20 protein-coding genes and 1 pseudogene are annotated in these 21,987 nt (G+C 57.4%); 8 read left to right on the forward strand and 13 right to left on the reverse strand.

The features are described 5' to 3' along the window. Nucleotides 1-84: 84 nt before the first annotated feature. Complete coding sequence (locus tag BUA44_RS16020) at nt 85-216, reverse strand: hypothetical protein (protein WP_255370576.1); 132 nt, start codon at nt 214-216, stop codon at nt 85-87. A gap of 105 nt (nt 217-321) precedes the next feature. On the opposite strand from BUA44_RS16020, the gene BUA44_RS13790 reads away from it, so the two are divergent. From BUA44_RS13790 to BUA44_RS13800, 3 genes are read left to right on the forward strand one after another with little or no spacing between them, the layout of a single operon-like run. Continuing rightward, complete coding sequence (locus BUA44_RS13790) at nt 322-1,089, forward strand: lysophospholipid acyltransferase family protein (protein ID WP_072813212.1); 768 nt, start codon at nt 322-324, stop codon at nt 1,087-1,089. Between the two features lies 1 nt (nt 1,090). Next, entirely contained in the window at nt 1,091-3,406 is a 2,316-nt protein-coding gene (locus tag BUA44_RS13795) for a ribonuclease R family protein (RefSeq protein WP_072813214.1), read from the forward strand. 12 nt (nt 3,407-3,418) lie between these two features. Beyond that, complete coding sequence (locus tag BUA44_RS13800) at nt 3,419-4,360, forward strand: rhamnan synthesis F family protein (protein ID WP_072813216.1); 942 nt, start codon at nt 3,419-3,421, stop codon at nt 4,358-4,360. Nucleotides 4,361-4,500: 140 nt separating this feature from the next. Here BUA44_RS13800 and yidC read toward each other — a convergent pair whose 3' ends face one another. From yidC to BUA44_RS13825, 5 genes are all read right to left on the reverse strand, one after another. Beyond that, complete coding sequence (gene yidC, locus BUA44_RS13805) at nt 4,501-6,369, reverse strand: membrane protein insertase YidC (RefSeq protein ID WP_072813218.1); 1,869 nt, start codon at nt 6,367-6,369, stop codon at nt 4,501-4,503. Then, nucleotides 6,366-6,614 (reverse strand): membrane protein insertion efficiency factor YidD, encoded by a 249-nt coding sequence (gene yidD, locus BUA44_RS13810; RefSeq protein ID WP_072813221.1) that lies wholly within the window; start codon nt 6,612-6,614, stop codon nt 6,366-6,368. The genes yidC and yidD overlap by 4 nt, the downstream gene beginning before the upstream one ends. Then, entirely contained in the window at nt 6,601-6,972 is a 372-nt protein-coding gene (locus BUA44_RS13815) for a ribonuclease P protein component (RefSeq protein ID WP_072813224.1), read from the reverse strand. Before BUA44_RS13815 ends, yidD begins: the two co-directional genes overlap by 14 nt. A 15-nt stretch (nt 6,973-6,987) precedes the next feature. Beyond that, entirely contained in the window at nt 6,988-7,143 is a 156-nt protein-coding gene (rpmH, locus tag BUA44_RS13820; RefSeq protein WP_072813226.1) for a 50S ribosomal protein L34, read from the reverse strand. A gap of 185 nt (nt 7,144-7,328) precedes the next feature. Continuing rightward, nucleotides 7,329-8,420: a GGDEF domain-containing protein gene (locus BUA44_RS13825; RefSeq protein ID WP_072813229.1), complete on the reverse strand. Its 1,092-nt coding sequence runs from the start codon at nt 8,418-8,420 to the stop codon at nt 7,329-7,331. Between the two features lie 110 nt (nt 8,421-8,530). On the opposite strand from BUA44_RS13825, the gene BUA44_RS13830 reads away from it, so the two are divergent. Both BUA44_RS13830 and BUA44_RS13835 read left to right on the forward strand, forming a co-directional pair. Continuing rightward, nucleotides 8,531-9,070, forward strand: coding sequence for a DivIVA domain-containing protein (locus BUA44_RS13830; protein WP_072813232.1), 540 nt, complete (start codon nt 8,531-8,533; stop codon nt 9,068-9,070). A 16-nt stretch (nt 9,071-9,086) separates the two neighbouring features. Beyond that, nucleotides 9,087-9,311, forward strand: coding sequence for a DUF167 domain-containing protein (locus tag BUA44_RS13835; RefSeq protein ID WP_072813235.1), 225 nt, complete (start codon nt 9,087-9,089; stop codon nt 9,309-9,311). Here the strand turns inward: BUA44_RS13835 and BUA44_RS13840 are convergent. From BUA44_RS13840 to BUA44_RS13855, 4 genes are all read right to left on the reverse strand, one after another. Continuing rightward, nucleotides 9,308-10,786, reverse strand: a complete 1,479-nt coding sequence (locus BUA44_RS13840; RefSeq protein WP_083579645.1) for a M16 family metallopeptidase — start codon at nt 10,784-10,786, stop codon at nt 9,308-9,310. The genes BUA44_RS13835 and BUA44_RS13840 overlap by 4 nt on opposite strands. Nucleotides 10,787-10,822: 36 nt before the next feature. After that, nucleotides 10,823-11,224: an HIRAN domain-containing protein gene (locus BUA44_RS13845; RefSeq protein ID WP_083535420.1), complete on the reverse strand. Its 402-nt coding sequence runs from the start codon at nt 11,222-11,224 to the stop codon at nt 10,823-10,825. An 8-nt stretch (nt 11,225-11,232) separates the two neighbouring features. Then, nucleotides 11,233-12,033: a hypothetical protein gene (locus BUA44_RS13850; RefSeq protein WP_072813237.1), complete on the reverse strand. Its 801-nt coding sequence runs from the start codon at nt 12,031-12,033 to the stop codon at nt 11,233-11,235. Between the two features lie 157 nt (nt 12,034-12,190). Continuing rightward, nucleotides 12,191-13,120: a cation diffusion facilitator family transporter gene (locus BUA44_RS13855; protein WP_072813240.1), complete on the reverse strand. Its 930-nt coding sequence runs from the start codon at nt 13,118-13,120 to the stop codon at nt 12,191-12,193. A gap of 130 nt (nt 13,121-13,250) precedes the next feature. Between BUA44_RS13855 and BUA44_RS13860 the strand changes: the two genes are divergently transcribed. Beyond that, entirely contained in the window at nt 13,251-14,606 is a 1,356-nt protein-coding gene (locus tag BUA44_RS13860) for an efflux RND transporter periplasmic adaptor subunit (protein WP_072813243.1), read from the forward strand. 88 nt (nt 14,607-14,694) lie between these two features. On the opposite strand, the gene BUA44_RS16160 is transcribed toward BUA44_RS13860, so the two are convergent. Together BUA44_RS16160 and BUA44_RS16165 are read right to left on the reverse strand one after the other, a co-directional pair. Next, nucleotides 14,695-15,519, reverse strand: coding sequence for a TolB family protein (locus BUA44_RS16160; protein WP_369806421.1), 825 nt, complete (start codon nt 15,517-15,519; stop codon nt 14,695-14,697). Between the two features lie 834 nt (nt 15,520-16,353). Further along, nucleotides 16,354-16,953 (reverse strand): annotated as a pseudogene (locus BUA44_RS16165) (Gfo/Idh/MocA family protein); the annotation flags it as partial. 59 nt (nt 16,954-17,012) lie between these two features. Here BUA44_RS16165 and pelA point away from each other — a divergent pair. After that, a complete protein-coding gene (gene pelA, locus BUA44_RS13870; protein ID WP_255370577.1) occupies nt 17,013-18,779 on the forward strand; it encodes a pectate lyase in 1,767 nt (588 codons plus the stop codon). A gap of 63 nt (nt 18,780-18,842) precedes the next feature. Then, entirely contained in the window at nt 18,843-20,942 is a 2,100-nt protein-coding gene (locus BUA44_RS13875; protein WP_255370578.1) for a pectinesterase family protein, read from the forward strand. A gap of 41 nt (nt 20,943-20,983) precedes the next feature. Here the strand turns inward: BUA44_RS13875 and BUA44_RS13880 are convergent, their stop codons facing one another. Next, nucleotides 20,984-21,892 carry a prepilin peptidase gene (locus BUA44_RS13880; protein ID WP_072813308.1) on the reverse strand — a complete coding sequence of 303 codons (909 nt, stop codon included), beginning with the start codon at nt 21,890-21,892 and terminating at the stop codon, nt 20,984-20,986. Nucleotides 21,893-21,987 lie beyond the last annotated feature (95 nt).

A 21,987-nucleotide genomic window follows, 5' to 3' on the forward strand; every position in this document is an offset into this window, starting at 1 on the left:
CCAAGTAGATAAAGGCTTGCGGACGATTTCAGGTACCCAAATGTCATATAATCAAAAAGTACCTGTTTTTCAGGTACCTTTTTGTCATATAGACCCGAAATTCTGGTAACCCAAGCCCAATGTGAGATTCAAGAAGAACCCGTCATGCGTGTGGGGTTGAGAAACAGCGAGTGCCGACGTGGCTAGCGCCGCAAGGGCGAGTACGAACTTTTTCATATTTCCTCCTTATTGAATGGAATGATGGCGAAAATTAGCATTTTCCGTTCCCCTTCCGGTCTAAAAAATATACATTATGAGCAGAAATACAACACGGATTGGTTTATGCGCGCAATACTTGCAACCCTTTACTACCTCGTCGTCTTTGTCGGCATGATTATCCTCGGCGTACCCTACATTATTTACAAAGGATACATTCGCGGACACAAGGAAGAAATCACGAACGTCTGCCAGTTCTTCTTCAAGAACATCGCTTTTAAGTTGTTCCGAATCAAGATAAAGATAGAAGGCGAAGAGAACATCCCGAAAGGCCGCAAGGGTTTTGTCATCGTGGCGAACCACCAGAGTTTCCTCGACATAAACGTCATCTGGCCCGCGATAGGCAACGCGGCCTTCATGGCGAAGGCAAGCCTCTGGAAGGCACCCGTTTTCGGCTGGGTCATTAGCACCATCGGCTGCATTCCCGTGCACAAGAACCCGCGCATGAATGCCGGCATGGGAAAGCTTGTCTCGGAACGCATCGCGAAGGGCTACAACTTCGCCGTGTTCCCCGAAGGTCACCGCACCGAAGACGGCCACATGCTCAAGTTCCAGAACGGAATCTTCCGCATGGCGAAGGACCAGAACTTCGACATCTTGCCCATCACGCTCGTGAACACTGGGGAAATTCTCCCGAAGGTCAAGTGGTCCATCCGTGGTGGCGAAGTCAGGATGGTTATCCACCCGATGGTGAAGGCCAGTGACTATGCGGACAAGAGCATGGCAGAACTGCGCGACGAACTGCACGATTTGGTGGAGTCGGCGATGCCCTACAAGCAAGCGGAACTTGCACAAGCGAAATTAGATGCCGAAAGCGGCACAAAGGAGGCCTGATATGGCACAGCGTTTACCCAGTGAAGAACAGATTATTGCAATTTTGCGCGACGAGCCGATGGTCGGGAGCCAGCTGCGTGGAGCACTCGGGCTCCCCAAGAAGCAGAAGATGGCGTTCAAGCAGATGCTTGCCGACATGGTGGAACGCGGGCTGTTGAAGCGCACGAGCCACAAGGAATACCAGCTCGGCGACGGCGAGAGCCTCGAGGAAAAGCGCGAGAAGCGCTTCAAGAAGATTGCGGAACAGGGTGCGGAAGACAACCGCAGGCCCGCCGCCCGCAGCCGCAGGCAAAACGACAAGGAAAACGAGACCCGCGTGAAGCGCGGCATACTGCACCAGATTGGCGACGAGCAGTGGGAAGTGCACGAACTCGAGACCGGCAAGGTGTACGAGATGTGCCACCGCAGGCAGGCGCCGGGCAAGGAAGGCGAGACCATCAGCTTTACGCTGTACCCGCACCCGAAACTCAAGCACAGCTACCTCGCGAAGGTGGACCGCAGCGCCGAGGCGATGAACATTTCGTGGGATGAAGTCAAGACGAAGTTCATGGAAGAGAACAACCTGCCCAAGGACTTCTCGCCCGCCATCAAGAAGTTCGTGGAAGGCATCAAGGAACCGGGTCCGAAGGATTTCAAGGGTCGTGTCGACTACCGCAAGCTCGACGTGCTCTGCATCGACCCCGAAGGCGCCATGGACCATGACGACGCCATCAGCGTGGAACGCACCGAGAACGGATACAGGCTCGGCGTGCATATCGCCGACGTGAGCTACTATGTACCCGAAGGGAGCGACCTCGACGAGGAAGCGCTTGAACGCAGCTACACGCAGTACCTGCCGTGGACGGCGGTGCCCATGCTCCCCGAAAAGCTTTCGAGCGGCGTGTGCAGTTTGCACCAAGGCGTGGACCGCTGCGCATTCACCTGCATGATGGAACTTGACAAGCAGGCGAACGTGCTCAGCAGGGATTTCCACAGGAGTATCGTGAACGTATCGAAGGGCATTACCTACCAGGAAGCGGTCAAGATGATGGAGGCGGGCGACGATTCCATCAAGGCGCTCGCCGAAGTGACCGCGATGCTCAAGAAGAACCGCACCAAGGAAGGCCTGCTCGAATTCAAGAGCACCGAATACGGTTGCAAGTTCAACGAGGCAGGCGAACCCGTGCAGATTGTGCCGCGCGAGACCGACGAGAGTAACTCGTGGGTCGAGGAGTGCATGCTCATCGCGAACAACTGCTGTGCGAAGGAACTTTCCAAGCGCAAGCTGCAGGGCATCTACCGTATCCACGAGGCGCCCGACACCAAGGACATCATGGAACTGTACTACATGTACCCCGACCTGTTCAAGGATGCACCCGTGATGCTGCGCGACCTGGGCAAGCCCCGCAGTGGCGATACCAACCTGAACCCGGTCGCCTTCAAGCTGTACCAGCACCTGGTAAAGCGCGCCGGCGACGACGAGACGCTCATGAACCGTATCCTCCGCAGCATGCAGAAGGCGCACTACGACAGCAACAGCTTCGGGCACTTTGCATTGAACTGGCAGGACTACAGCCACTTCACCAGCCCTATCCGCCGTTATGCCGACCTCTGGTGCCATCGCGAACTTGCGCGCAAGGGCAAGGAAATCAACGCCGAGCGCGCGAACAGCGTGATCGAGGTCTGCGACCTGATTTCTGCAAACGAAATCAAGAACATGAAGGTGGAACGCATTTCCATCAAGGTGTGCAGCTGCTGGATATTGAAGAACCGCATCGGCGACGACTTCGAAGCAAGCGTCACGGGTATCGAGGAATGGGGAATCTACGTGAGCATCAAGGACCCCATTGCCGAGGGCCTGGTGCGGTTCCGCGACATCGCGGGTGACGACTTCTACGTGTTCAATCCGGACCAGGGCCTCGCTTTCGGCAAAAAAAGCGGGCGCACGTTCCGTCGTGGCGACATCGTGAAGGTGCGCCTCCTCCGCGTGGACCCGCTGCGCGGCCAGGCGGACTTCAGCATCCTCGAGAAGATTTCGAGCGAACCCAAGAAGCGCCGCCGCCAGGGCGAATCCCGCGACGTGCAGGAACGCGCGGACCGCGCTGCGGCCGCCGAAGCGCTCGGCTACGTGAGCCAGCCCGACGACTTCGAAGACGATTTTGACAACGGCTACATGCCGCCCCGTGCACGCAATCGCGAGCAGAGGCGCAAGGCGGCCTTTGCCGACAGGGGCGAGTTCGCCCGTGGAGGTAGGGGCGGTCGCGGAGCCGGCGGCGGCAAGCCGCGGGCACGCAAGACCGACGCACGCGGGGGCCGTGGCAAGCGCGGGAGAAGGTAAACAGGAATAGTTATGGCAGCATACAAGAAAGTCGCGCTCTATGCAAGTTACCAGACCGGGGAAACCCTCCCCGGTTACGTGAGGTTTGCACTCTCGCACCTTGCACAGACAGACTTTCACGTAGTACTGCTGACGAACGAGCGCCCCCTTTCGGAAGAATCGCTCAAGTTCATCGCCGACAACGATATCGAACTCTTCCTCACGCAAAACCACGGGTTCGATTTCGGGATGTGGCACCGCTACCTGCAACTCAAGGTACAGAGCCCGGCTTCTAACGGGTCACAGGGCGCCATAGGAAGCCTCGACCGCCTTCTGGTCCTGAACGACTCCATCGTCTACTTCCAGGACAACTTCGCGAAGTTCTTCGCCGAAGCGGAAAAGCGCGATGCCGACGTGGTATCGCTCACGCAGAGCGACGAGATTGCGCCGCACCTGCAGTCGTTCTTCCTGTATATGAAGCAGCCCGCACTCGGGGCATTCTTCATGCACCTCTTCGAGACGCCCGAGCAGGAGGACTTCGAGAGCACGGTAAGGCTCATGGAAGTGGGCCTCAGCGAAAAGTTCGCAGAAGCTGAAGTCAGCATCGACAGCATCTACCGCACCAAGGATAAACCGCTATTCGCCTCGCAAGAACTTATCGAGCAGGGGGCGGGATTCATCAAGCGGAAACTTTTGCAGCGCCGGTTCACCTTCAGCGAAAAGAAGCACTTTATCCGCATGGGGTACAAGAAACTGCTCAATGTGGACTATGCCGGCATCATCAAGAGCGCCGGCCTCGCACCCGATTTCGACGAAACGTGGATTCCTACCCCGATTGATTCAAGCCTGAAGCACGGGGCAGACCTCGTGTGGGAAGGGGCTTTCGACAAGGTCGGGTGGCCGCTGCTCCGCACCGCCATCAAGGCGAAGTACAAAATGCTCGGCAAAACCCTCGAAGGTGACGAGTACAGATAAGACAAGGGAGGGGGTCCACCCCCTCCCTAAGACTCTCCCGGCACTTAATAATCCGCATCATTCAAATCATATACCTATGGTATAGCGGATTATTTGCGTGGGCGCCTAGCGGCGCGGTTTATCGCCGGACTATTGCTTAATTATTTCTTCTTGACGATTTCGGCGTCTTTCACGTCCTTGCCCTTCAGTTTGTCGGAGGTCGCGCCTGCGGGGGCAAGGTTACGGTTGATCAACTTGTACTGGACAATGCCCCAGATGTTCGAGACAATCATGTAGATTACAAGGCCCGAGGGCATCACTGCGCTGAACAGGAGCATCATCGCGGGCATCATCCAAATCATCATCTTCTGCTGGGCCGGGTCCATCGCGGCATTGCTGCCCATGGTGACCTTCGTCTGGAAGTACATCGTCGCCACCATTATCCACGGGAGAATCGCGAGGCCCGAGGGCATGATGATAGGAATGGAAATTCCGCTCCACACCACGTCGCTACGGCTCAGGTCCGTCACCCACAGGAACGCATGCTGGCCACGCAGTTCGATGGCGCGCCCGAGCACAAAGAAGAGGCCCATGAATATCGGCATCTGAATGAGCATCGGGAGGCAGCCCGTGCAGCTCTGGAGCGGGTTTATGCCGTTCTTCGCGTAGAGTTCCATCATGGCGGCCTGCTTCTTCTGCGGGTCGCTCCTGTACTTCACGTTAATCTCGTCCATCTGGGGCTTGAGCGCAGCCATGCCACGGGTCGCCTTCATCTGCTTGAGGGTGAACGGCGTGGTCACCGCACGCACGATAATCGTAAGCAGGATAATCGCCACCGCATAGTTCGGGATAAGCCCGTAGAGGAAGTTCAGGAGCTTGAGGAGCATCTTGCAAATCCACACGAACCACACGTCGGCACCGCACCACTGCCAGCCCGTCACGATAACCTTTTCGTACTGCTGGTTCAGCGCGGCAAGTTCATCCCACTTGAGCGGGAGCACCATCACGTTGTAGGCAAGCGTATTGCTTCCGCGCAGATCATCCTTGAGAGAAATCTTGTAGGTACCCGGGTCGCCCTCGTTGTCCTTCACTTCCATGCGCGTCGCATCGATGACGACAGGCACAGCTTCGTCGAACTGCACCGTCATGGCCACGTACTTGCGGCGAAGGCCCGCCCAGGCAATCTTGCTCTTTTCCCCGTTGAACCTCTTGAGGGAATCGCGGCTCATTTCGCGTTCCACAGAGTTGTCCGCATTGAAAATCACTTCGCTGTAGTAGTACGTTCCGCCGGAACCGATTCCCATGAAGCCCTTGCTCTTCGGGATGGACTCGGTTTCCTTCATGCCGCCGTTCCAGGCGAGTTCGTACTTCGAGGGGGTAAACCCGACAAACTTGTTTTCCTGGCGCACGGCCGGGCCGTCCTTCGTAAAGCCATAGCTGCGGACAACCTGGCTGCCTTGAACGTCGGTAAACGTGAACTGCACGCTGGTATCGCTATCCACCGTAATCCATTCGGGAGCGTCCGTCGCAAACACGGCGTCGCTCAGGTTCGCACCGTCAATCGTGAGGTCGAGCGCGCCTTCCGCCGTATCCAGGAAGAGTTCGGGGTAGTTACCCGCGGTATCCTTCAGCGCCTTCACGATGAGGCTCTTGATCTTGCCGCCCTTGCCGTCGAGGGTCATCACGAACCTGTCGGTCTCGACCGTCACCGTACGGCGTTCGGGCGCCTTCGGGGCAACCGCGGCGGCACTGTCGGCTACGGCAGAATCGGCAACCGCGGAATCCACGGCAGCGGGCTCGGCAGGCGCCACCGCAGAGAGCACCGGCGCGGCCTTCTCTTCGGGGGCCACATTGGACGGGAGTACCAGGTTACCGGCGGGCTTGGCGGCCGCTACGGAATCCTGGACGAGGGCCGCGGCCTTCTTCGCCTTTGCCTTCGCCATCGCCTCTTCGTTCGGCTTGTTCATGTACATCCAGCCGAAGACAATCAGGGCCATCAGGATGGAGCCAATAAGGGTATTCTTGTTCATTTCTTTTCCTTTCTGGGCGGGACCGGGTCGATACCGCCCTTGCAGAAGGGGTTACATCTCAGAATCCTAAAAACCGCAAGATAGAAACCTTTGAAGGGCCCGTGGACCCGGAAAGCCTCTATCGCATACTGGGAGCATGTCGGGTAGAACCTGCACACTCCCCGAAAAAAATAGGGATGTATCCGCTGGTAAAGCCTTATCGGGAACACCAGCGCCTCCACCACGAAATCCCTAGCCTTCGACATCCGGAGCTCCCGCGGCATCGGTCCGCCATTCCATCTTGCGGAAAATCTTGAAGGCGGATTCCCGGAGGCGTTCCGCCGTCATCACGTCCGAAGGGTCGGTCACGATGACCATCGCCCAGACGGGCTTCTTTATCGAAGGTACCATCCCGAAGAACAGCGGGCGCAAAATCCTGCGGCACTTGTTGCGGTAGACCGCGTTGCCGTTCTTCTTTTTCGCCAAAAAACAAAAACGACAAAAACCGTCCGGGCTTTCAATCCAACGCATCGAGAGTGATGGCGTGCGGATGAACTTTCCCTGGACGGCTACTTGCCGATAAGCCGGCTGACTGGGCAGCCGATAAGAACGCAGAGCGGCCATTAGGCCAACCCCGGCTTACTTCTTGTAGATGGAATCGCTGATGGTGAGGCGCTTGCGGCCCTTGGCACGACGACGGCTCAAAACGGCACGACCCCAGCGGTCTTCCATACGGGCCATAAAACCGTGCTTGTTGACGCGCTTACGATTGTGAGGCTGGAATGTTCTTTTCATGATAAAACCTTTTTAGTGCAAAATTTTGAGTCCCAAAAATAGTAAAATACCCGCATAAATCAAGGGGTCGAGAGCCACGAAATGCCCTTTTCGCCACCGAAACGGGGATTACCACAGGGACAGCCCCAACTAATCAACAATTTATCAACATAGAGGAGGCTTGAAGGCGCAGCCCGCGGCCCCGGCTAGCCGACATCCATGAAGATGCGCACCTGGTTCTTGCCGCGCGACTTGAACCCGTCCAGCAGGGCATCGACCTTCTTGAGCAGGCGTTCGCGGTCGAACTCGTTCTCGTCGCGGCAAGGCACTATCCCCCCGCTAATCGATATGCGCACATCGGGCGTGTTGTTCCAGATGAACCCGCTTATCTTCTCGCGGAAGGCATCCGCCCGCATGAAGGCATCCACGTCGGAATCGGCAGCCATAATGAACAGGAAGGTTTCCTCGCCATATCGCGCACCGCATTCCCCAACGCCCTCGTTTACCGTTTCCCAGAGGGCATGCGCCACGTTGCACACGATACGGTCGGCCACGACATGCCCGAACGAATCGCCCAGGGCCTTGAGGTCGTCGATCGTGAACATGAACATGTAGTAACGGTCGCGGCTGTGCCACACGATATTCTCGAGGTACTGGATTACAAAGCGGCGGTTGTAGAGTTCAGTCAGGTCGTCGTGCTTGGAGAGGTAATCGAGCTTGGCCACCAGACGCTCGCGCTGCACGCGTTCACGAACATAGGCATTGATGGCGAAGGAACAGATGAAGAAGATTGCTCCACCCACAAGCACGAAGTTGGCCGAGAAGTCCAGGTACACGATTCCCTTGCTCGGGGGCGGCATCAGCAGGTGCGGGAAGAACCACGCCAAGACATAGAGAGTCACGCCTACAAGCATGGTCAACACCGCAGACGTGAACCGTATCTTGCGGTTGCTGATAAAGCTGCTCAGGAAAGGGCCCACCAGCATGTAATAGGGCATGGCGCTATCGACCCCCGAACAGAGGAAAAACAGGAGAGGTGTCGAAACGGCCGTGTAGAAGAATATCAGCAAGAAAAAGCCGACCGAATAAAGCGACGTGCGCATCACGAAAAGCGCAACCAGGATGCAGATCACGAAGTCAATGAAGCACATCAGTTCGGCGAGGTTGCTCACATCCTCGACCACGGTGATGAGTGCGCCCGAAAAAGACACCACCGTAAAGATGACGTGGATAATCCAGAACAGCTTCTGTTCCAGGGTTTCGAGGTTATTCCACTTCTTTTTCAGAACCGCAATCATGGGCCGCTCCTTTCTAACCCCATAATATAACTTGAAAAACATGTAATTGCCATATAAAATCCTGAAAATTTTATATTTTTCCCTGTAGAAACGAAAAACGGAAGGCTTTCATGGAACTCACACCGCTCGATATCCGCAACCAGACATTCCACAAGAAATCCCTCGGTGGCATCGACGCCGAAGAAGTCAAAGCATTCCTGGATACGGCAGCCACCGCATTCGAACAGCTGTCGCGCACCCGTACCGACCTGACCGAACGCCTGAAGATAGCCGAAGAACGCGTGAACTACTACCGCCAAATCGAAAAGACCATCCAGGACGCGGTCATCACGATGCAGCGCACCGTGGACGAGGTAAAGGCCAGCGCCGAGAAGGAAGCGGAACTCATCATCGCCGAGGCGAAGGCCAGGGCGGTCCGCGAAGTGGAGTCCACCAAGAAGCAGGCTGAAGACCTGCGCGCCGAAATCGAGCAGTTGAAGCAGCTCCGCAGCAACTACTTTATCCGTTGCAGGGCCCTTATCCGCGGGCAGGAGGAACTCCTCGCCGCCATGGAAAACGACCAGCGCGAATTCCAGGCCCCCGCACCGCAGCGCAACCAGGGCAGCGAGCCACCCCAGCCGATCGGTTCCATAGGCAACGTGCTCGCCTAACGGTCACACGCCACCCATGCGCATAAACATCAAGGTACATGCGAGAAGCAAACGGGAGAGCGTAACCGCCCTCCCCGACGGCAGCTACAAGGTCGAAGTGAAGGCGCCCCCGGTCGAAGGGGCGGCGAACGAGGCCATCTGCGAACTGCTGGCAGAACACTTCAAGGTGCACAAGCGCGACGTGAAGGTCGTGCTCGGTTCTACGAACAACAAGAAGGTCGTGGAAATTTCCGGACTCTAGCGGTTTTTCTTCAAGATGCCGACGACACTGCGGTCGCGGACGAAGGTCGCCTTCGCGACTTCCTGCACCTGCGCGGGAGTCACCTTCTCGAGGGCGTCAGCCCAATTGAGGAATATGTGGTAGTCGCCGTACATCTCGTACCAGGCAAGCATCGTCGCCACGTTCTCCATGTCGGTAAAGCTGCGGATTAGCCCCGCGTAGGCGTGGTTCTTCACCTTCTGGAAATCGCGTTCGCTCACGGGTTCGTTCTTAAGCCGTTCAAGTTCTTCCCACACAATCTTCTCGACCTTCGCGACATCCGCATCGAGTTTCATACTCGCCATCACGGAGAATTCGGAGACATACTTGTTCGGGCTGTTGCCCGCCTTTACGCTCACCGCGAGTTTTTCCTCTTCCACCAGGCGCTTGTACAGCCTGCCCGAGCGCCCGTTCAGCACGCCTTCCGCGATATCGAGCGCATAGAGACTCGGGTCGCCCACTTCGGCCGTCTTGAACACGAGCGAATACAGGTTCGGCGCATCGGGGCGCACCTGCGTAAAACGCTTCTCGCCCACCTGTTCCGGGTCACGTACCGTAATCGGCGGGAACGCCTCGCCCGCAGGGATATTGCCGAAGTACTTCTTCACCATCTCCATCGTGGAGGCAGTATCCAGGTCGCCCGCCAGCACGAGAATCGCGTTGCGCGGCTTGTAGTACCTGCGGTAATGCTCGTCGGCCATCTCGCGAGTGAGGTTCATGATATCGGACGGCCACCCGATGGTCGGCACGCGGTAGGGGAACGCCTCGTAGATAAGCGAATTCATCGTCTCGAAGAAGCGGCCCGTGGGCTTGTCGTCGTAACGCATGCGGCGTTCTTCCCGCACCACGTCGCGCTCGGAATAGAACTCGCGCAATACCGCGTTCTGCATGCGGTCGGACTCCAGCCACATGAAAAGTTCGATCTTGTCCTTCGGGAGAGTCACGATGTAGGCCGTCATGAGGTCGGTCGTGAACGCATTGAGGCCCGTTCCGCCCGCGGACTGGTAGGCGCCCCAGAGTTCATCCTTCACAAAGAGCTTGCGCTGTTCATTCAGGAGGGAATCGTGCTCGGCGGTGAGTTTTTTGACGGTCGCGGTATCGCCCGCGAGCCTTGCCGGACGGATAAGCGCCTGCAGGCTGTCCTCGCGCGCCATGAACGCCGCATCGGCAATACTGTCGGTAACGCCCACCTTCTTGGTGCCCTTGAAGAGTTCGTGCTCCAGGATATGCGCGAGGCCCGACTTGCCCGGAACCTCGTGCACCGAGCCCGTCACATAGAACAGGCGGCAACTCACCGTGGGTGCCTGCCTGTTCGGGTGCAACAGCACCGTAAGCCCGTTGTCGAGAACCTCCTTGTGGACAGGGAGATTCACGCCCGCCTGTGCGGGCATTGCAAGCGAAACGACAAGCGCCGGAACCGAGGCGCATTTCAGTGCATATTTCAAGATGGCGTTCATGCCCTAAATTTACACATTTTTTGCAGGGAGCCGGGATTATTCCTCCATGAAAATCCCGATGGAAAGGTTTACCGAGGAATACGCCGAACTCTTGCCGGTAAGGGTCGCGTATATGGACTTGCCCGCATCCATCAGATTCGCAAGGACAATGTTGTTCTTGCGCGGGATGTACCCGAGCTTGTTGCCCGCGCCGTCCTTCACCACGATTGCATACCTGTCGTAGCGGTTGTCAGGTTCCCGCAACAGGGTAAGGCGGTCGCCCTCGCGCAGTTTTTGTGCAAGGGATTCTATACCCTTCACAAAGAACGTGCCCGTCACGAAGGAATCCAGAAGGCGTATCGACCTCGCGAAGGGAACCGGAATCGAGAGCCCTCCCTCGCCGTGCAACAAGGCAAGCATGCCGCCCGCCGTACCCGCATTTACAAGTTCTGTCGTCATAATGCCTCCTATACGGCGCCGTTCAGTTGTTGCAGGTGAATTTCGCACGCGGCGATGCGGTCATCGAGCTTCGTGCATTCCTCCTTCAGGTCCTGAATGCGTTTCATCACGTTCTCCGGTTTCGAGAGCAACTCCGCCTGGTCAAACGGGAAGGAGGAACGCACCTTCTTCAACCGCAGGGCGAGTTTCGAGAGCGTGTCGCGGTACTGTTCGCAACGTTTGCGCAGGGATTCAATGCACGAGGGTTCATCGTTCTTCTTCTCGCCGCATTCCACAAGCACGGCGATGGCCTCGAGGGTAGCGAGATCGCCCGAGTTGTAGGCCTCCACGGCCTGTTGCAGGCAGGCGATGTCATCGGGAGTCGCACCCGGGTGCAAATCGGGGTGCAGTGCGCGAACCACCTGCTGGTAGAGTTTCTTGGCGTGTACCGCCTCCTCGTCGCTGTACTCGCGGAATGTCATCTTGGAAGCCCGTTCCGCATCGGCGGCCTTCCTGCGCAAGACCTGGTTGTACTCTTCCGCCTCGGCATCGAGAATCGCGTCAATCGCCTCCATGTCGGGTTCGGCACCGCGGTTCAGGTAAGAACGCACCAGGTCAATGCGGCGCCGGAGCAGGCGGAACCTGTAGTACTTGCGCGTCAGTTCCAGTTCGAGCCTACCGAACCGCTTGCCATATTCTGCCTTCAAAACTTCAGTTTCCACGCCGGTCGCACGGTCCAGCTGCGTACGCACCACGACAATCTCTTCACGGAGGCGGGCAACCTCCGCCCGTAGCGATTCATATTCAGGATGTAAAATCAAGTCGTTCATACCGGCCTCCTGTTGATTTCTTCATGTTCAAATCTAAAATAATTTAGCGTCATAAAATGTCATTTTGATAATTTCCGCAAAATATTTTTCAATACTGGAATCGTAGTACCACATTTTCGAGGGTGACGGGAATATCGAAAACGACGGCCCGCGCGACCTAGCGCTCAAGCGTCTTGATTTCGCCGCGCCTTACGCGCTCTTCGCTGTACGGGTCTATGTGCACGAGCGCATCCACCACGTTCTCGCCCGCGTCGATGAGCCTACGTTCCACATCCTCGGCCAAATCGTGCGCCGCAAGGAGGGTCATTTCGGCAGGCACCACCACGTGCAAATCCACATGCAGGTCAGAACCCACGTAGCGCGTGCGGAACCCGTGTATGCTGATGACGTTCGGGCAGGCAAGCGCCACTTCCTTCAACTTCTGCGCGACCTCCTCGCTCGCGCCCACATCGGCGACGCGGTGAATCCCGGGCCAGGCAATCTCGTAGCCGGAATGCAGGATAAAGCAAGAAACGATAATCGCGCCGACGGAATCCGCGAACCAGAGCGTCGGGAAAATTATCCCGAACAGGACCGCAATCAAAACAGGAATGGAACTGTACGCATCGCTCCGGTGGTGCCAAGCATTCGCTTCCACGGCCTCGCTACGCATGGCACGCCCCTTCGCCCGCGTATAGCGGAAGAGGGCCTCCTTCACGACGATGGAGACTGCCGCCATCACGGCCGCAATCCACTCGGGGTGCGACTGCTCGCCGTTTACAAGGGCCATTACGGCATTGTAGCCGAGCCCGATACCCACCGCGCATACGGCAAGCCCGATACCCACCGAGATGAGCGTCTCGAAACGCCGGTGCCCGTACGGGTGGTCCGCATCGGGGGGCGCGTTCCAGAACTTGGAACCGATGATTATCGCGATATCGGTAATGAAATCCGATGCACTGTGGATGGCGTCGGCAACAAGCGCCTGAGAGCCCCCAAAATAGCCCGCGAAGAACTTGCCCACGGAAAGAACCACGTTCCAGGCAAGCCCCACCAGCGTTACGCTGCGGACCTCGGAGCTGTCGTCTTTCTTTCTGATGCGCGTCATGCGACCTAATATAAAATTTATTTTATAAGCAAATGAAGGCGTTTTTCGCTTCCCATGCAACCTTTTTGGCCCGCCGGGCATCAAAATACCCGGAAAAAGGGCAATACTTTCTATTTTTTAGGCTGCATCTATGAAAATCTTGAAGAAATTGCTGAAAATCGCCATCGTGCTCGCGGTACTTGCGGGCATCGCCTACGGCGTGAAGTTCTTCTTCTTTACGGAAAAGGCAAGTGACGCCGCGGGCCCGCTCGTGAGCGCGAAGGTCACGCAGACTACGATTTCGACGACAATTTCGGCAACGGGAACGCTAGAGCCGGTCGACCAGGTGGAAGTGGGTACGCAGGTCTCGGGCGACATCGCGAAAATCTACGTGGATTTCAATTCCAAGGTCAAGAAGGGCCAGGTGATAGCCGAACTCGACAAGTCGAAGCTCAAGGCGACACTCACGCAGGCAGAAATCGCCTACCGGAGCGCCGAAAACGACTACAAGTACAAGGAATCGACCTACAACCGCGTGAAGAAACTCTCGGAGAGCAATTCCGCGAGCGCCGTGGAACTGGAAACTGCCGAATACAACATGAACGCGGCAAAGTTCGCCGTGGAACGCAGCAAGAACGAGGTGAACCAGGCAAGGCTCAACCTGAGCTACGCGACCATCAAGAGCCCGATTGACGGCGTGGTCCTGAAGCGCGCGGTAGAAGTGGGCCAGACGGTGGCCGCCTCCATGAGCACGCCAACCCTGTTCGTCATCGCGAAGGACCTAAGCCAGATGAAGGTGATGGCCGCCATCGACGAGGCCGACATTGGCCAGGTGAAGCAGGGCCAGAAGGCGATATTCACCGTCGACGCGTTCCAGGGAGAATCGTTCAACGGCGCGGTACAGGAAGTACGCCTGAACCCGACGACCACGAGCAACGTGGTGACATACACGGTGGTGATTACCGCAGAGAACCCGGAACAGAAGCTCTTGCCCGGCATGACGGCGACCTGCACCATCGTGACGCAAGAGGTGAAGGACGCCATCGCGATTCCCGTGAAGGCACTCAAGTTTACTCCCGCAGACGGTACCCCGATGGCAGACCCGAAGGACATGCCGCGCCCGCCGCGTATGGGCCGCGACTCGCTCGCAGGCGACAGCGCATTTGCGAAGGGAGATTTCCCGCCTCCGCCTCCAGGAGGTTTCGGCCCGCCGGGTAGCGGTACCGGCGGCTCCGGAAAGTTCGGGCCTCCGGGCAAGACGTTCAAGAAACGCGCCGGAGCGAAGAAACCCGCGGGCGACCACGTGTGGGTCAGCATCGACGGGAAGGCGGCCCCCCGCAGGGTCAAGACCGGCATCAGCGACGGCGTGAACATCCAGATTCTGAGGGGGCTATCCGTCGGCGATTCCGTCGTGGTGAGCCAGGAAAGCGTCAGCGCCGCCAGTACCGAGAAGGCAAAGGCCTCGAACCCGTTCATGCCCACACCGCCGGGCAGGAAGAAGAAATAAGGCCGGCGCATCGCCAGTCCCGTCATCCAGATACAAACAAGTCCGCCCGAAGCGGACTGTTTTGTTTATACTGGAATTTTATTGCGGGTTACCCGCGCTCGTACCGCACGTAGGCGAAGCGCCTGCTGTCGGGGGCCCAGGAATTCACGTTAATCGTCCCCTGCCCGCCAAAGAGCTTGAGGATAGTGCGGGGTTCGCTCCATCCTGTATCATCGCTGCCCGTCATCAGGCGGATTTCCACGTTCTTGTTGGGCACGTGTTCGCCAGGGCGCACGTCGCGCTCGTGGTAGGCAAGCATCACGACCTTCGTGCGGTCGGGCGAAATATGCGGGAACCAGGTGTTTGAGTGCGCATCGAACGTCATCTGCGTCTGCTCGGAACCGTCAGCCCTCATGCGCCAAGCCTGCATGCGGCCCGTGCGTACGGAGTTGAACCAGATGTATTCGCCATCGCAATCGTATTCCGGGCCGTCGTTCAGTCCGAATGCGGTCGTGAGCTGCGTCTCGTTCCCGCCTGCAGCAGGAATCGTGTAGATGTCATATTCACCTGCACGTTCGGCGCAGTACGCGAGCATCTTTCCATCGGGAGTAACACCGTGGAGGTAGCTCGGGGCAAGCGGGGTCACGAGTACCGGCATGCGGCCGTCAAAGAAAATCTTGTAGATGCGCGAAAGGCCGTCTTCCTTGGTGTGGTGACTCACGTACAAGCCTTCGCCATCGGGAGAGAGCACGTGGTCGTTGTTGCAGTTGTCAACAAAGTAACTCGGGACCTCGGTAATCGCGCCCGTCTCTATCTCGTAACGGTAAATGCGGCCTTCGCTATTGTACGTGAGGAACTTCCCGTCGGCGCTCCAGTTGGGCGCCTCGATAACGCAGTCGAATTTCTTGAGCAACTTGGATTCGCCGGTCTCGATGTCATAAACTTCAAGGAACGACTTGTCGCCACTGCGGTTCCAGACTTCGCCCGGGCTGAGTTCGAACGGGTAGCTTACCCCCCATGCGGCGCGGAGGTTATCCATCTGCGTCATCATCTGCATGGTCTTGCTGTGGGGCATCTCGGGGCATTCCCTGAGCCCCTTCTCGAGGGCCGCCTTGCAGCCCAGCACCTCATATTCGTAGCAGTTCTCGATGCGGGGCGGCTTCACCGATTCCACAAGCGTCCCGGCAACATCGAACAGCTGGATTTCCACCATGTCGTTGAGGTTCTGCACACGGATAAAGCCCGCGGTTCCGTAGATGACGCCCTCGTTCTTGAGCGACGCCACCATCGACGTCTTGAGATGAGCGACCTGCCCGCCTGCATACACGAGGTCGATCCAGTCCGTCGCATCCACGCCCGTATGGAACTTGACACACTTCGTCTTCGTCTGCACGATATGATTCGCGACGCAGTCCTCACCCGATGTCATCCCCGCACATTCCGCACCCGATGTCATCCCCGCACATTCCGCACCCGATGTCATGCCCGCGCATTCCGCACCCGACGTCATCCCCGCGGAGGCGGGGATCTCCCTGCAAATTTCAGGATCAGTTAGGAAGATGTCCGCGAACGTCAAGCTGTAAATACCCAAATCCAGCAGCGCACCGCCCGCAAGTTCGGGCTTTTGCAGGCGCCCGATATGTGAAAGCGGCATCGAGAAGTCGGCCTCCACGCTTTCCACCTTGCCAATCTTCCCGGCCAGAATCCAGTCCTTCACCATCTGCACCGCAGGCAGGAATCGGGTCCACATCGCCTCGCTCATGAACACGTCCTTCTCTTCGGCAAGGGCAATCACTTCGGATGCCATCAGGGCATTCGCGGTAAAGGCCTTCTCCACGAGCAGGTTCCTGCCGTGTTCCAGACAAAGTAAAATGTTGTTGTAGTGTTCGGAATGCGGTGTCGCGATGTAGATCAAGTCCACCGCAGAATCCTGCGCGAGTTCCTCGTAACTGCCGTATGCGCGACCGAACCCGTAATCATCGGCAAACTTTTTTGCCTTGTCAAGCGTGCGCGAAGCCACCGCGTAGCATTCCACGCCCATACCGCGTTTTTCGAGAGTCTTGACCGCAGCGGCCATCTTCGTGGCGATATGGCCACACCCGAGAATTGCAAATTTCAGGACCTTCATCTTGTTCCTCTTGGATTCCTTCGCTCCCGACGGGCGCTCCAGAATGACTTTTCGTGTTTCGTTTTGTAAAAATACTCTCTTTAGGCTAGCGACAGGAGCATTTTTCACATATAAATGGACTCTTGCGTAAACATGGGCAGACGTTCCCAACCCGTTTTTTGGGCAAATTTCGCCATTTCTGGCGTTGTCTATGGACAACTTGTAAATAAAAATAACGTTCCCCGCAGGCAATTTTGACATATATTATGTTAGATTAACAACGTATTGGTCCCCGCCCGGGACAAGGGATGTTTATGGGCATGTCAAGGAAAATCGCAATTACCGGTATCGGACTGAGCGCTGCGTTCGCCTTCGGGGCTAGCTACGAGCCGCCCGCTACCGCCGTTTCCAAGATTAACAGCTACCGCGGCTATTCGGAGCTGACTTCGGCCGCCTCCGGTATGGATATCGACCAGTACACCTACAACATGACCACGTGGCAGATCAGCAACGGCGGTTTTTACAAGGCGATGGCCGACAAGTACAAGAGCGCATACACGAGCGGCAACAAGTCGGAATGGCGTTCCAAGGACGGCGGTGACCTCGGCACCATCGACAACAACGCGACCATCCAGGAAATGCGTCTGCTGGCGGTGCGCTACAAGGAAACAACGAACAGCAATTACAAGGCGACGTTCAAGTCGAGTTTCAACAAGGCCCTGAACTTTATCCTCACCATGCAGCGATCCACGGGCGGCCTCCCGCAGGTTTGGCCCAAGCGCGGCAACTACAGCGACCACGTGACGCTCAACGACAACGCGATGGTGCGTGCGATGGTCACGATGATGGATATCGCGAACAGGACTTCGCCCTTCGATAGCGACATCATCGACGACGCGACCCGGAACAAGATGAAGTCCGCCCTCGACAAGGCCATAGACTACCTGCTCAAGGCACAGATTGTGAACAACGGAAACTTGACGGTATGGTGCGCCCAGCACGATACGGCAAACTACGCACCGCGCCCCGCACGTGCCTACGAACTGGAATCCAAGTCGGGCAGCGAATCCGCCGGCGTGGTATGGTTCCTGATGAACTGGCCCGAACAGACCGAAGCCATCCAGAAGGCGGTCAAGGGCGCAATCGCCTGGTACAAGAAGACCCGCGTCGTCGGGCTGTACTTCAACAAGAAGGCGGGGACTTTCGAGCAGCGCGACGGAAATGTGCTGTGGTACCGCTTCTACGAGGTGAACAACGACGACTACTTTTTCTGCGACCGCGACGGCGCAAGCACCAAGACGCAGGACTTCATGAAAATCAGCGAGGAACGCCGCACGGGTTACCAGTGGGCGGGAGATTACGGCTCCGCAATCCTGAGCGCGGAATCGGCGTACCTTGCGGCGCTCGAGAAGGTGGCGGGCACCTACGTGGAACCTCCCCCGCCGGCAGCCATGTGCGGGAGCGATTCCTGCAAGATGTTTATCGACGGCGTGAACTTTGTTGAAATTGACGGCGTGAAGGAAGCGACCAATACCGGGTTCGTGGGCGAAGGCTACGCGAACGTGGCCAACGCGACGGGGAGCTTCGTGACCTACGGCGTGACAGCAAAGACCGAAGGCAAGTACACGCTCTACATCAGCTTTGCGAACGGCGGGAACGCGGAACGCGGTTTCAGCGTTACTGCCGGCGACAGGACGCTCATCGAAAGCGGGAGCATGGAATCGACCGGCGGCTGGACCACCTGGAAGACGCAATCCGTCGAAGTGGAACTGCCCGCGGGCTACAGCGAACTCAAGTTCACGAGCCTCTCAAAAGACGGCATGGCGAATATCGATTACATTGGCTGGATGAGCGAGAACCTGCTCGCGGGCAAGGTTGATGTGGGCGATACCGGCACGACTCCGGGCGACTCGGGCACGACAGCTATCGGCGTGCGGGATGTCCGCGCGGCAAGACCGGCGAGAACGGCAGACCGCTACTACGTGGACTTCGGCATCCACGGCAACAGCGCGGGCGTGTTCCTTAGGCGCGGCAACGGCAAGGTGTTCCGCGTAAACGGCAGCAGCCATTCCGGAGCACAGCGATAGAATTCAAGACGACAAGGGAAAAGAAATATGCAGAACAACTGGACATCCAAATTTCTTTTAGCGATGCTCGCTTTCACGGTGAGCGCATCCGCGGTCGAGAAAAAGAAAATCGATTTCGTCGTCGGCGTGGACGGTGACTTCAAGGCGGCCATGAATGCGGCCAAGTCCGCAGGCGCAAGCGAATCGAGCCACTACGTCATATTCTTCCCCGATGGCGAATACAACATCGGGAGCCTTACCGGCGACAATAACCAGATGACAACCTTCACGGCATCTAACACTTCGCTCGTGGGCCAGAGCGCCGACAAGACGGTACTCTACAACAAATCCATCAACGAGGGCATCAGCGTTACGGCGACACTCAAGGTAAGCGCGAACGGCGTCTACATGCAAGACATCACGCTCTACAACAAGGCAAATTACGGCAACGAGAACAATTGCGGTAGCGCCTGCAGGCACGATGCCTTGATGACTGTGGGCGACAAACTTGTCTACAAGAACGTAAAGCTTCTAAGCACCCAGGACACCTACTACACCAAGTTGAACGGAGGCAAGGGCCGTAGCTACTGGGAAGGCGGGCAAATCGAAGGCACGGTAGACTTTATCTGCGGTGACGGCGACGTGTTCTTTGAAGGCACGAACCTGGTGATGCGCCGTAGCGGTGGCTACATTACCGCTTCGCAGAACAATACCGAATGGGGTTACGTATTCAACAATGCAACAATTACCGTAACGAACAACAGTTTCAACGGGACATTCTATCTCGGGCGTTCGTGGGGTGCTGCAAAGACGGTATTCCTGAACACGAAGATGATTGCGCAGCCTAAGGCCGAAGGCTGGGGGCCCGACATGAATTCCGCCCCGCAGGTCTTTGGCGAATACAACAGCAAGGACGGTAACGGCAATGCGGTGAACACGAGCCAGCGCAAGACTAGGTTTCAGGGTACGAAAAATGGAACAAACTGGGATGTGACTCTCAAGACGGTGTGGAACGCAAGCGATGCCGCCAAGTACACTCTCGCAAACGTGCTCAAGGGTAACGACAGCTGGGACCCGACCAAGTTGACCGCGCAGGTGAGCGCCCCGAAAATTGCACAGGAAGGCGCCGAAATTACCTGGGCCGACGACAACAACGCCCGCGCCTGGGTAATCTTCGTGAACGGCAAGTACAAGGCGAACGTGATTACGCCGAGTTTCTCGCTCGAAGGCGTTGCGGTGGGCTCCAAGATTACGGTGCGCGCCGCCAACAGCATGGGCGGTCTCGGCGCATACTCCAACGAGGTTACGACCATTGACGCGAACGCCACCTACTACAAGGTGACGCTTGGCGAAGCCATCGGTGGAACCGTCATTTCTAACATCGCTGGCGACAAGGTCATGGAAGGCAAGAAGGCGACATTCACCGCCACTCCCAACTCCGGCTGGAAATTCGCCGGCTGGAGCGGCAAGAGCGCCGCGGGTATCGACGCGAGCAAACCGCAGGCTAGCATTACTGCGGCAGGTGATATCGAACTCGCCCCCTCGTTCGCCGGCGATGGCTCGGGCAAGTTCCAGGCCGAAGAAGGCGCCATCGAGAACGGCATCAACGAGAGCAGCAACGCAGGTTTCGCAGGTGCGGGCTACGTGAACTTCAACGCAGGAACATCAAGCGTGCAGGTGCCCGTGTATGCCGATGCGGAAGGCGAATACAAGCTCACCCTGACGTACGCGAACGGGAGCAAGAGCACGCGCAGTCTCTCCATCAAGGGTGAAGCCGGCGAATCGCAAGAAGTTGCATTCGAGGCGACGGAAAGCTGGACCACCTACGTGACGAAGGAAGTCTCCATCACGCTACCTCAGGGCGCGAGCACCATCACGTTCGCGACCATCGGGGGCAACGACGGCCCGAACCTCGACCAGCTGGAACTGACCGCAGTGAAAGTGACGCAGCCCGAGCCCCCCGACTCTACGACTGCAATCGGCGGGCTCGCCAGCGGCCTCGCGGATCCCCATCTGGAATACTCGCCCGCAACCCGCGTGCAAGTTTTCAGTGCGACCGGCAAGCTGGTGCGTGAAAGCATCGGCAACGCGGCAATCAGCACGAAAGGCCTTCCCCGCGGGATATACATCCTGAGGGTGCACGACGGCTCGCGCAACATGCAAAAAACGATCCGCGTGAAATAATATTCCCGAAAACAGAATTTCCCGAAATTGGCAAAATCGCCTTATTCGCCGAAAACGAACTTTACGTACAAGTTAAATAACTGCTCACCCCACAGGTACATGAGCGGCGCCGCCACCGCAAGGAACGGCCCGAAGGGAATCTGGCCCGAGGTCTCGGCAGCATCCTGGCCAGCGACATCCTGGCCAGCGGCATCCTGGCCAGCGGCATTGCGACGAGCGGCAATCTTGCCATAGGGCACCATCACGACAATCCCGAGAATAGCGGCCACAATCAGCGTCTCGACCGCGCCCGTCACGCCCATCAAGGCACCATAACCCGCAAGGAGCTTCACGTCGCCGAACCCCATGGCATCCTTCTTCAGGAGCTTTGTCGCAGTCCAGCCCACCAGGTAGAGCCCGCCACCCGCAACAACCGCCCCGAGCAGGCTCTGGAACGGAGTGACACCGCCGGGAATAATCGAAATCAGGAGGCCCGCAACAATCCCGCCCACCGAGATGGAATCGGGAATCAACTTGTACTTGCAATCGATGGCGCATACCGGGTATGCCCCGAGCAAAAGCCAGAACATCGCGATCGCCGACGCCCACACCGCGGGCTCAGTGACCGGCGCCGTGAAAAATGCGGCCGACACGGGCACGCCGCCTATCACCGCGACAGCCGCAAACAGCGCAACCGCCCCAAGCAAACCGCAGAGAGCCTCCCCAATCGGGTAAATCACGCTGATGGGTTGCTTGCAGCAGGCGCTCTTCCCGCGGAGCCATAGCCACCCCACGATAGGAAGATTGTAACGGATAGGGATATGCTTCTTGCACAGCGGGCAGTGGCTCGGCGGGTTTATGAGCGAAATCCCGCGAGGCATGCGGTAAACAATCACGTTGTAGAAGCTCCCGACGCACGCGCCGAGGGCAAAAAACACCAAAAGCCAGTACCAGAGGGGGATTTCCTGCATAAAAAACCTCAAAAACAATACATACTAGAATATATAAACAAAGTCGGGTGTTTGTTTTTCCGAATTAAAAAGATAAATTTAAAAATGCAGGACGC

The sequence above is a fragment of the Fibrobacter sp. UWR3 genome, from assembly GCF_900143055.1.
Lineage (GTDB): Bacteria > Fibrobacterota > Fibrobacteria > Fibrobacterales > Fibrobacteraceae > Fibrobacter.

What these genes read in the sequence shown, in the direction of transcription:
- BUA44_RS16020 (WP_255370576.1), bottom strand. Translation starts at nt 216, where the DNA reads ATGAAAAAGTTCGTACTCGCCCTTGCGGCGCTAGCCACGTCGGCACTC.
- BUA44_RS13790 (WP_072813212.1), top strand. Translation starts at nt 322, where the DNA reads ATGCGCGCAATACTTGCAACCCTTTACTACCTCGTCGTCTTTGTCGGC.
- BUA44_RS13795 (WP_072813214.1), top strand. Translation starts at nt 1,091, where the DNA reads ATGGCACAGCGTTTACCCAGTGAAGAACAGATTATTGCAATTTTGCGC.
- BUA44_RS13800 (WP_072813216.1), top strand. Translation starts at nt 3,419, where the DNA reads ATGGCAGCATACAAGAAAGTCGCGCTCTATGCAAGTTACCAGACCGGG.
- yidC (WP_072813218.1), bottom strand. Translation starts at nt 6,369, where the DNA reads ATGAACAAGAATACCCTTATTGGCTCCATCCTGATGGCCCTGATTGTC.
- yidD (WP_072813221.1), bottom strand. Translation starts at nt 6,614, where the DNA reads ATGTCGAAGGCTAGGGATTTCGTGGTGGAGGCGCTGGTGTTCCCGATA.
- BUA44_RS13815 (WP_072813224.1), bottom strand. Translation starts at nt 6,972, where the DNA reads ATGGCCGCTCTGCGTTCTTATCGGCTGCCCAGTCAGCCGGCTTATCGG.
- rpmH (WP_072813226.1), bottom strand. Translation starts at nt 7,143, where the DNA reads ATGAAAAGAACATTCCAGCCTCACAATCGTAAGCGCGTCAACAAGCAC.
- BUA44_RS13825 (WP_072813229.1), bottom strand. Translation starts at nt 8,420, where the DNA reads ATGATTGCGGTTCTGAAAAAGAAGTGGAATAACCTCGAAACCCTGGAA.
- BUA44_RS13830 (WP_072813232.1), top strand. Translation starts at nt 8,531, where the DNA reads ATGGAACTCACACCGCTCGATATCCGCAACCAGACATTCCACAAGAAA.
- BUA44_RS13835 (WP_072813235.1), top strand. Translation starts at nt 9,087, where the DNA reads ATGCGCATAAACATCAAGGTACATGCGAGAAGCAAACGGGAGAGCGTA.
- BUA44_RS13840 (WP_083579645.1), bottom strand. Translation starts at nt 10,786, where the DNA reads ATGAACGCCATCTTGAAATATGCACTGAAATGCGCCTCGGTTCCGGCG.
- BUA44_RS13845 (WP_083535420.1), bottom strand. Translation starts at nt 11,224, where the DNA reads ATGACGACAGAACTTGTAAATGCGGGTACGGCGGGCGGCATGCTTGCC.
- BUA44_RS13850 (WP_072813237.1), bottom strand. Translation starts at nt 12,033, where the DNA reads ATGAACGACTTGATTTTACATCCTGAATATGAATCGCTACGGGCGGAG.
- BUA44_RS13855 (WP_072813240.1), bottom strand. Translation starts at nt 13,120, where the DNA reads ATGACGCGCATCAGAAAGAAAGACGACAGCTCCGAGGTCCGCAGCGTA.
- BUA44_RS13860 (WP_072813243.1), top strand. Translation starts at nt 13,251, where the DNA reads ATGAAAATCTTGAAGAAATTGCTGAAAATCGCCATCGTGCTCGCGGTA.
- pelA (WP_255370577.1), top strand. Translation starts at nt 17,013, where the DNA reads ATGTCAAGGAAAATCGCAATTACCGGTATCGGACTGAGCGCTGCGTTC.
- BUA44_RS13875 (WP_255370578.1), top strand. Translation starts at nt 18,843, where the DNA reads ATGCTCGCTTTCACGGTGAGCGCATCCGCGGTCGAGAAAAAGAAAATC.
- BUA44_RS13880 (WP_072813308.1), bottom strand. Translation starts at nt 21,892, where the DNA reads ATGCAGGAAATCCCCCTCTGGTACTGGCTTTTGGTGTTTTTTGCCCTC.